This is a genomic window from Gemmatimonadaceae bacterium (genome assembly GCA_020852815.1).
In the GTDB taxonomy this organism is placed as follows: Bacteria; Gemmatimonadota; Gemmatimonadetes; order Gemmatimonadales; family Gemmatimonadaceae; genus SCN-70-22.
This window is the reverse complement of sequence record JADZAN010000023.1, coordinates 116,493-125,290: the sequence shown is the minus strand read 5'-3', so window position 1 is coordinate 125,290 and position 8,798 is coordinate 116,493. Positions and strand designations below refer to the sequence as shown.

The following is an 8,798-nucleotide window of genomic DNA, read 5'->3' as shown; positions in this document are numbered from 1 at the left end:
TCCGTGATCCCTCCGTGATCCCTCCGTGGACCTCCGTGTCGTGCTCTTGCAATAACGCAAACTCACGCCCCAGCTCGTCCCCTACTTCGCCGTGACGATCCGCTTGCGACTCGCCTCGTTCCACTTGGGCCGCTCGTTCGCGTTCGCGATCGCCTCGCCCAGGTAGTAGATGAGCTTCACGATGCGCGCCTCCTTCTCGGCGTCGATCTTTTCCGGGGAATCGCTGGCCTGATGGTAGTCCTTGTGCGTCCCGTTGAAGAAGAAGAGGATCGGGATGCCGCGCCGTGCGAAGTTGTAGTGATCCGAACGGAAGTAGAAGTTCTCGTTGGGCCAGAGGTCGTCGATGGCGTGCATCTGCAGTTCGGGGTGCATGGCGTTCACGCGGTCGAGCGTGCCTCCGAGGTCGCTGTGCTCCCTGCCGATGACGGCGATCGTGTCGCGCCAGTTGCGTCCGATCATGTCCATGTTGAGGTTGGCCACCACCTGGTCGACCGGGACCGGCATGTGCGAGGCGAAGTACTCGCTCCCCCACAGCCCCTTCTCCTCGCCGCTCACGGTGACGAAGATGAGCGATCGCCTGGGGCGCGCACCGGGCTGGCTGAATGCCTCGGCGAGTTCGATCACCCCCACGGTTCCCGATGCGTCGTCGTCGGCGCCGTTCCAGATGGAATCGCCCTTGGCGCTCGCATTGATCCCGACATGGTCCATGTGCGCCGAGAAGACGATGTACTCGCGCTTGAGTTCGGGGTCGCTCCCTTCGAGGATGCCCACGACGTTAGGCGCGGTGATGGCGCCGTTGGCGAGGTTGGCGACGGTGACGCTCACGTTGAGTGCAGCGACGGGACGCGCTTCGTAGCGCGTGGCGGCGCGCAGCGCTGCGAGGTCGAGCCCCGCGGCGCGAAAGGCAGCGCCGAGCACGCGTTCGTGCACCATCGTCACCACCGGATCGTCGGCCGTCTCCCCCTCGACCATCGTGCGCTCGCGAAACTGGTTGGCCACCTGCCGCGCCAGCGTCGTCGTGTCGTTGTTGAGGACGATGATCACCGCGGCCGGCCCGCGTTCGAAGACCGGGGCGAGGAACTGGTTGACCGGGGTGGCGTTGGGGGCGCGCGAGTCGGCGACCACGACCAGCGTCTTCCCCTGGATGGGGAGGACCTTGGCGCTGTCCACGAGGAGTGGACCGTTCACGAGGACGACCGGGGCCACGACGGGGCGCCCGGTTCGCGGGCCGAAGACGTAGATGAAGTCGCGACGCGCGCTGGCCACCGCGCGCGTGCTGCCTGACGAGAAGGTGGCGTTGGAAGCGTCGCCGTCGAGGCGCGTCCTGGCAATGGCGTAGCGCTGCTCGAACTGCCCGGCGTCGCCGCCGGGTGCAAGGCCGAAGCGGGCAAACTCGCCGGCAACGTAGCGCGCGGTGAGGTCGAGCCCGCGCGACGGAGTGTCGCGCCCGCCCATGGAGTCATCGGCGATGATCGCGATGCGTCGCTGGATGTCGCTCTCGGTGATGGTGCCGACGGCGTGGGCGCTGGCGCTGTCGAGCGCGCGGGCCGGCGCGCTGCCTTGGGCGTTTAGCGCGATGGGAACGACGGCGAGGGCGAGCAGGGCGCGGTGCATCAGGCTCCTGGGGCAGCGGAACACGTGACCGGATCAGTGGGCGGGTTTCGCGAACGGGGTGCGGTTGAGGGCGATCGTCCCGTTCGAGATGACGACCAGGACGTCGGCGAGGGCGCGGATGTCCTGCAGCGGGTTGGACTCGACGAGGATCAGGTCGGCCTCGTACCCCTCCTTCACTTGCCCGATCCGCTGGTCGAGCCCCAGGAGCCGGGCGGAGACCATGGTGGCCGAGCGTATGGCCTCGAGCGGCGTCATCCCCAGCGCGACGAAGAAGGCGGCTTCGCCGGCGATGCGCGAGAGCGACTCGGGGCCGTACTGCGTGTCGGCACCGGTGGCAATCGAGATCCCCATGCGGTGCGCGCGCTTCACCGTCTCGCCCAGGGCGGGGAGCATGAAGTCGCCGCGGATGGTGAGCGCGGGGTCGTCGTAGTCGCCACCGGGCTGCGTGAGGTCGAAGACGGTGACGTACGTGGGGACGAGAAAGGTCCCCTTCTGCCTCATCAGCTGCAACGTACTGTCGCTCAGGAAGCTCCCGTGCTCGATGCTGCGCACGCCGGCCTTTACCGCCGCATACGCGCCCTCGTCGCCGTGGGCGTGGGCCATGACAGGGACGTTCTTCTTCGACGCCTCGTCCACGATCCACGAGAGCTGCTGTTCGGTGTACGACTGCTTGCGCGGGTCGGTGTTGGGGAGCCCGGCGCGCTCGGTGCCGCGCGTCTTGATGACATCCACGCCGCGGTCGAGGTTGATGCGCACGGCCTCGCGCAATCCGGCCTCGCTCTGCATGGCACCGGCGAGCCTTGGAAGTCGCGGGTCGCCAAGCATCCCGTCGCCAAGTTCCGGGGAGACGAAGAGCCCCGCGGCGACGACGTCCGGGCCGGCGATGACGCCCCCCCGCACCGCCTCGCGCAGCGCGACGTCCTGGAAGGCGGGAGTCGACGCCGAACGAATGGTGGTAACGCCAGACTCGAGGGCGCGCCGTGCGTTGGCCAGCGAGGCGATGTGCGTGTGCGCATCGATGAGCCCCGGGAGGAGGTAGCGCCCGCGGGCATCGATGACCGTTGCGCCTGGCGGAACGGTGGCCGCGCCGGTGGCGACCTGGGCGATCTTCCCGTCGCGAATCACCACCGTCGCGCCCGTGGCAAAGGCGCCGCGCGCCCCGTCGATCAACGAAGCATTGGTGATGACGAGGTCCGGGGTGGTCGGCGCCTGCGCAAAGCCCATGCTGGGAACGAACGAGGGCGCGGTGGCGATCGACAGCGCCGCGAAAATGCGTCGCGAGAGGGGGAGGGCGGCGCGCGGACGTACGACGTTGGGCACGAGTGGCTCCACGGTATGGGGGCGGCGGACGGGCGAGGTGCAAGCTACGGGCGTCGGAGGGGGGCGCCAGCGCGACCAGTGGCCCGGCAGAATTTGCCCGTGCCACGGCTGCGTCCGGGTCGTCAAGGAAGCGAGCTTCTCCGTGGCGTACATTATCCCACCGCTCGATCGACCCTTTCCATGACCGCACCTCACGCGTGGGACCGGAGCACCTTCGTGACCGAGACTCGTCAGGCAACGCTCGATCCATCGACCGAAGGACCGACGCCGTCACGAGTGTGGGGGGACCAGTGGCTCCGCGTGAGCGAGAAAGTCCTCAAGGGGCTCAATCACCAGCTCACCAACCGTGTTGCCTCGCTCGAGGCAGTGGTCGGGATCTTCCAGGACGGCGAACCCTTCGAGCCTGAAGTCATCGCCGCGCTGGCGCAGGAAGTGACGCGTCTCAATCACCTGTTGCAGCTCTTTCGCTGCATGCCGGCCGAACCCTTCGTGGGCGCGGAGCCGGTGCGCCTGCAGGACATCGTCCCCCAGGTGCTGGAGCTGCACGGACACCACGCCGACCTGCGCGGCATCTCGGTCGAGGTGGCTGCCGACTTCGAGACGCTTCCGCTTCTCGTGCGCCCGTCGGCGCTGCTTCGCTGCCTGCTCGTCGTCCTCGAGAGCGGTGCCGGTAATGCGTTGCGCGCCGGGGCCGCAGGTGCAACGGGGGAGTTGCGCCTCTCGTACACGGGCGACGCGCTGCACGCCTCCGTCGTGCTGGAGGCGCCGCAGCCGGAAGGGCAGGCGATCTTCACCGGCGAGGGCTCGCTGGTTCACGCCGTGCGCAACGCGCTGGCGCACGCCTTCACCGAGGTCGGGGTGACGGTGGTGAACACGGCGCATGGCGAGCGCATTCGCTACGAGCTTCGCTTCCCGACGCTCCCCGAAGCGCGGCGCCGCGAGCGCGAGGCGGCGACGACGGCGCTGTAGCGCCCTTCGCGCGCGCTCGCCCCGACGCGCCGGCAACCGACAGCTGCAAGCAGAACGGGCCGCCCGAGGGCGGCCCGTCTGTCGTCGCGGGGGAGCGAACGAAGAAACCAGCGCGTGCGGAAACGATCGAATCGGTGTGGGATCAGGCCAGCGGTTCGCGCAGCGCCGACAGCTGCTTGCGAAGGCGCGTGATGGCCTTGGCGCGGATCTGCGAGACGCGTGACTCGCTGACGCCGAGCAGTGCGGCGATCTCGTGCAGCTTGAGCTCCTCGAAGTAGTAGAGCGTGAGGACGTTGCGCTCCTGTGCGGGGAGCGCGACCAGGGCGTCGCGCAGGCGAGTGACCTCCTGCGTGTGCGTGAGCTGGTCGTCGATCTCCACGTCGGTGGAGGCGATGAGGTGTTCCAGCGGGATGCGCGAGCCACCCGGCGCACCCTCGAGCGTGCGTTCCAGCGGGATGAAGCGGGAGTTGTCCCCTTCGCTCTGCCAACGGAAGAGCGTGTGGAGGTCGATCCCCATGCGCGACGCGATCTGGTGCTGGTCGGGGGCCTGGCCCAACTCGCGGGTGAGCTGCTCGGTGGCGCTGTTCAGTTCGCGGGCTCGGCGGCGCACGGAGCGCGGGACGTGGTCCTGGCGGCGCAGCTCGTCGAGCATCGCACCGCGGATGCGCGGGGCGGCAAAGGTACTGAAGGCGAGCCCGCGCGAGGCGTCGAAGTTGTTGAAGGCCTCGATCAAACCGATGGTCCCCGCACTCACCAGTTCGTCCAGTTCGACGTCCATCTGCTTGGCCCGGCACAGTTGGCGGGCGACGTGATAGACGAGTCCGAGATGCTCCCCCAGAATCTGCTGGCGGGCTTCGGCCGTGACGCCGTGGTTGGCGACGGTCTGGCGGCTGGTGGCGAGTGCTGGAGCCATGGAGTCCTTTCCCGATCGAAGAGTCGATTGCGATCCCTCGCGCGTCGCCGTCCACGCCGTGTGCGAGCCGGGCGACGAACGGTGGTAAAGCAACGCGAGGGCCAACCGATACTTCAGGCGGACGCCGCACAGACGGAGTGCGCTAAGTAGATTGCTGACAAGCGTTTGTGCCGAACATCACGACGTCCATGGCGCGTCGCCTCAGGCGATGAGGCCTTGGGGCGACTGGGTAGAAGGTGCCTTGCTCGGCAGGAGTTGCCGGAAGATTTCGCTCAGGAACGCTCAAGTTCTGGCAACCGCGGTCGATATAAGCGATTGGAGCCCACTCACGGAGCCATCGGTGGAACGCCGCCTCGCCATGCCGCAAAAGCACACCCCCACGTCGCACGACGTCGTCCTTCCCAACCGCCCGACGCCGTCGCATGACGTGGAGCCGGTTGCCGACCCGACGTCCTCGTCCGAGCGACTGGTCTCGTACGATCACGCCGTCATCCATCTGGATCGCGGGCTGGAGCGCCTGTCACCGGCGCGGATCGCCGAGATTCGCATGCGCCTCGAGACCGGCGTCTACAATTCGCCCGACGTGATTGGCGAGCTGGCGATGCGGCTGTTGGAGAGCGGCGACCTGGATCGCTACTAGCCACTCCGCTGCCGCGCGCGGGAGGTGCGCCGCAGCTGACGGCCCGGTAGAGTTCCGGTCATGCCTCCTGCTTCGCACCGCAAGGCGGTGAACCACCTGCGCCGTGTCGACCCCGTGATGGCGGGGGTCATCGACGAGGTCGGTCCCTGCCGATTCGAGACCGCGCCCCACCTCACGCATTTCGAGGCGGTGGCGCGGTCGATCATTTTCCAGCAGCTGTCGGGGAAGGCCGCGGCGACGATCCACGGTCGATTCGTCGCGCTTTTTGGTGGCGAGACGCCACGCGCGGCCGCGCTGCACGCGCTCTCCGACGAGTCGCTGCGCGGCGCCGGCGTTTCGCGCCAGAAGGTTTCCTACCTGCGCGACCTCGCGGCGCGCGTCCTGTCGGGCGAGGTCCCGATCGACACGCTGCACGAGGCGAGCGACGACGCGGTCATCCGGCACCTCACGGCCATCAAGGGCGTTGGTCTGTGGACGGCGCAGATGTTCCTGATGTTCAGGCTCGGGCGCCCGGACGTACTTCCAGACCTCGACCTCGGCATTCGAAAGGGGATCCAGCGGGCGTATGGCCTGCGCAAGCTCCCCGATGCGAAGAAGGTCCACACGATCGGCGCGCGGTGGGCGCCGTACCGCACGGTCGCTTGCTGGTATCTCTGGCGCTCGATCGACGGGGAGGGGTCGTAGCGCGGGGGACAAGGCGATGATGAGGATTGCGATCACGGGGGCCAGCGGCTTCGTCGGCACGCCGCTCGTTAGTCGGCTGCAAGCGGCGGGGCATACCGTCCTGCGCATCGGGCGCGCGCGGGGGGGTGGGGGCGGTGGGGACGGTGCGCGCGGTGCACATACCGACGCCCCCGACATCGTGTGGGATGCGACGACGGTGCTGGACGCGGCGCCGTTGGAAGGGGTGGACGCCGTCGTGCACCTGGCGGGTGAGTCGATCGCCCAGCGGTGGACGCCAGAAGCCAGGCGCGCCATTCGCGAGTCGCGCGAGCGCGGTACGGCGCTCCTGGCCCGCACGCTCGCGGGGTTGTCGCGGCGGCCGCGCGTCCTCGTGAGCATGTCGGCGGTCGGGATCTACGGCGATCGCGGCGACGAGACCGCCGACGAGTCGTCGCCGGCTGGGCGTGGCTGGCTCCCCGAAGTCGCGCGCGCGTGGGAGGGGGCGGCCGACGCGGCGCGCACCGCGGGCATCCGCGTCGTGCACCCGCGCATGGGCATGGTGCTGAACCCCGAGGGTGGGGCGTTGGCGAAGATGCTTCCCATCTTCTCGTTAGGTGCGGGGGGAAAGGTCGGGAGCGGGCGCCAGTGGATGAGCTGGATCTCGCGCACCGACGCCCTCCGCGCGCTCGAGTTCCTGATTGCGGCCGAGTCGCTGGATGGCGCAGTGAACCTGACGGCGCCCGCTCCCGTGACCAACGCGGACTTCACCGCGGTGCTGGGACGGGTGCTCGATCGCCCGACCATCGTCCCGGTCCCCGAGTTCGCCATCAGGCTGCTGTACGGCGAGATGGGCGAGGCGACGGTGATCGAGGGGCAGCGCGTGGTCCCGGGGAAGCTCCAGGCGGCGGGATTCAAGTTCGTGCACCCGGTGCTGGAGACGGCGTTGCGCGCGGAAGGCGTTGGGTAGGGGGCGGGGGGGCGGGGCGCGCGCGAGGCAGGGGCGAGTGCACGTGGCAGGCTGAGATCAAGTGCGTTCAACACGGGGGACACACGGAGGAACGGAGGGGCACGGAGGAGGGCGACTGGGAACACACTGTTTGGCGGCGCCGGAGTCTGGCGATGCGGACGATCGCGCACTCGCGTCACGAGGCAGTCTGGGTTGCCAGAAGTTCTTTACGGGGGGGGAGGAACGCCGGGGGGCGCGTGACGATCGCAGTCGAGCGCCGTGCGCGGGCAGTCGGGCGCCGCCGGTCCACCGCTCACCGATCGCCCGGGTCCGTAGTTGATCACGCAGTCCGCCGTGTACCTCCGCTCCTCCGTGGACCCTCCGTGTTGAAAGCCCTTTCCCCTGCCTACGCGCCCTCGTGCGCCCAGGTGCACAAGGCTCGCGCCCTTGACCACCCTCATCACCTCACCTTCTCTCAGGGAGAGTGTTCGACGTAGGTTGGGGGCGTCCCGAAACCCGCCGCCCCGGCGGCTCGTACGAAGAGGCATCAATGGCAGCGATCATCATGGAAGCGGTGCTTTTCGTCGCGCTCGTCGTGGCGGCAGCTACGCTTCTTTTTTTTGGCCTCACGACCTTTACCCCGCTCGGCAAGCTCTGGAAGCAGGTGCAAAACCGGAAGGAGATCGAACGCGAGGCGGAACTCACCTGTCCCATTCACGGGGCCCTCTCGGACGAGACCATGGTTCGCCTCCCGTCAGGTGAACGGGTGTGCCCCGAATGCTTCAAGGAGACCGTATGGCAAACCAAGTAGGCGACGTGCTCAACGCGATGCGACAGGGCGGTGCGTCGGGTGGCGGTGGGTTGCTCGGCAAGCTGATCAAGTTCGGGGCGATCCTCTTCGTCCTCGCCTTCCTGCTGCCGTCGCTGTTCACCTACGTGGAGCCCGGGCACGTGGGGATCCTCATCCACCGCGCCGGCGGTGGCGTCGACAACAAGCCGCTGGGCCCGGGATTGCACCTGCGCAACCCGCTGCTGAGTGCAATCGAGGAGTACCCGGTCTACATGCAGACCCTTGTCCTCACGCGCAGCGCGTCGGGCGCTTCGACGGGCAACGACGAGATCAACGTGAACTCCAAGGAAGGACAGCCCATCTCGCTCGACGTCGCGATGTCGTTCGAGATCGACCCCGCCAAGGTGCCGGCGCTGTACCAGACGTTCCGCACCGACATCGGCTCGATCCAGCACGGCTACGTGAAGCAGACCATCCGCCAGGCGCTGCAGGAAGTGGTCGGCGACGAGGCCATCGCCGACATCATGGGGCCCAAGAAGGCGGAAACGGTGTCGCGGGCGCAGGCGCTCCTGTCGCAACGGCTGGTGCAGTACGGGATCGTGGTGAAGCAGTTCACGCTGAACGAGTTCCGCGCGCCGCAGAGCGTGATCGAGGCCATCAACGCCAAGAACGTGATGCAGCAGCAGGCACTCACCGCGCAGAACGAGCTGCAGAAGAACGAGTTCCAGGCGCGCGGCGACTCGATCAAGGCGGCGGGGCGCGCCAAGGCGATCCTCGCCGAGGCGGAGGCGCAGTCGCGCGCCAATCGCCTGCTCTCGGAGAGCCTGACGCCGACGCTGGTGCAGTACCGCCTGATCGACAAGTGGAACGGAGCCATGCCGCAGGTGTCGGGGGGTGGGACGCCACTCATCCAGCTCCCGCCGGTCAAGTGACGTTGCCGGGC

At 68.3% G+C, this 8,798-nt stretch carries 9 protein-coding genes; 6 read left to right on the top strand and 3 right to left on the bottom strand.

Annotated elements, in window-relative coordinates; translation table 11 throughout:
• Positions 1 to 81 precede the first annotated feature (81 nt).
• Together IT359_13260 and IT359_13255 are read right to left on the bottom strand one after the other, a co-directional pair.
• Positions 82 to 1,614 carry a M28 family peptidase gene (locus tag IT359_13260; GenBank protein ID MCC6929944.1) on the bottom strand — a complete coding sequence of 511 codons (1,533 nt, stop codon included), beginning with the start codon at positions 1,612 to 1,614 and terminating at the stop codon, positions 82 to 84.
• A 33-nt stretch (positions 1,615 to 1,647) separates the two neighbouring features.
• Positions 1,648 to 2,934: an amidohydrolase family protein gene (locus IT359_13255; GenBank protein MCC6929943.1), complete on the bottom strand. Its 1,287-nt coding sequence runs from the start codon at positions 2,932 to 2,934 to the stop codon at positions 1,648 to 1,650.
• Positions 2,935 to 3,114: 180 nt separating this feature from the next.
• On the opposite strand from IT359_13255, the gene IT359_13250 reads away from it, so the two are divergent.
• Complete coding sequence (locus tag IT359_13250) at positions 3,115 to 3,903, top strand: hypothetical protein (GenBank protein ID MCC6929942.1); 789 nt, start codon at positions 3,115 to 3,117, stop codon at positions 3,901 to 3,903.
• A 142-nt stretch (positions 3,904 to 4,045) separates the two neighbouring features.
• Here IT359_13250 and IT359_13245 read toward each other — a convergent pair whose 3' ends face one another.
• Entirely contained in the window at positions 4,046 to 4,816 is a 771-nt protein-coding gene (locus tag IT359_13245) for a FliA/WhiG family RNA polymerase sigma factor (protein MCC6929941.1), read from the bottom strand.
• Between the two features lie 340 nt (positions 4,817 to 5,156).
• Here IT359_13245 and IT359_13240 point away from each other — a divergent pair, with 340 nt between their 5' ends.
• The 5 genes from IT359_13240 (at position 5,157) to IT359_13220 (ending at position 8,787) form a co-directional block, all read left to right on the top strand.
• On the top strand, positions 5,157 to 5,456 hold the full coding sequence (locus IT359_13240) for a hypothetical protein (protein ID MCC6929940.1): 300 nt from the start codon (positions 5,157 to 5,159) through the stop codon (positions 5,454 to 5,456).
• Positions 5,457 to 5,516: 60 nt separating this feature from the next.
• Complete coding sequence (locus tag IT359_13235) at positions 5,517 to 6,140, top strand: DNA-3-methyladenine glycosylase 2 family protein (GenBank protein ID MCC6929939.1); 624 nt, start codon at positions 5,517 to 5,519, stop codon at positions 6,138 to 6,140.
• 16 nt (positions 6,141 to 6,156) lie between these two features.
• Entirely contained in the window at positions 6,157 to 7,086 is a 930-nt protein-coding gene (locus tag IT359_13230; GenBank protein ID MCC6929938.1) for a TIGR01777 family oxidoreductase, read from the top strand.
• 529 nt (positions 7,087 to 7,615) lie between these two features.
• Entirely contained in the window at positions 7,616 to 7,876 is a 261-nt protein-coding gene (locus tag IT359_13225; protein MCC6929937.1) for a hypothetical protein, read from the top strand.
• Entirely contained in the window at positions 7,861 to 8,787 is a 927-nt protein-coding gene (locus tag IT359_13220) for a prohibitin family protein (protein ID MCC6929936.1), read from the top strand. The genes IT359_13225 and IT359_13220 overlap by 16 nt, the downstream gene beginning before the upstream one ends.
• Positions 8,788 to 8,798: the final 11 nt, after the last annotated feature.

What these genes read in the sequence shown, in the direction of transcription:
- IT359_13220 (MCC6929936.1), top strand. Translation starts at nt 7,861, where the DNA reads ATGGCAAACCAAGTAGGCGACGTGCTCAACGCGATGCGACAGGGCGGT.
- IT359_13225 (MCC6929937.1), top strand. Translation starts at nt 7,616, where the DNA reads ATGGCAGCGATCATCATGGAAGCGGTGCTTTTCGTCGCGCTCGTCGTG.
- IT359_13250 (MCC6929942.1), top strand. Translation starts at nt 3,115, where the DNA reads ATGACCGCACCTCACGCGTGGGACCGGAGCACCTTCGTGACCGAGACT.
- IT359_13230 (MCC6929938.1), top strand. Translation starts at nt 6,157, where the DNA reads ATGATGAGGATTGCGATCACGGGGGCCAGCGGCTTCGTCGGCACGCCG.
- IT359_13235 (MCC6929939.1), top strand. Translation starts at nt 5,517, where the DNA reads ATGCCTCCTGCTTCGCACCGCAAGGCGGTGAACCACCTGCGCCGTGTC.
- IT359_13260 (MCC6929944.1), bottom strand. Translation starts at nt 1,614, where the DNA reads ATGCACCGCGCCCTGCTCGCCCTCGCCGTCGTTCCCATCGCGCTAAAC.
- IT359_13245 (MCC6929941.1), bottom strand. Translation starts at nt 4,816, where the DNA reads ATGGCTCCAGCACTCGCCACCAGCCGCCAGACCGTCGCCAACCACGGC.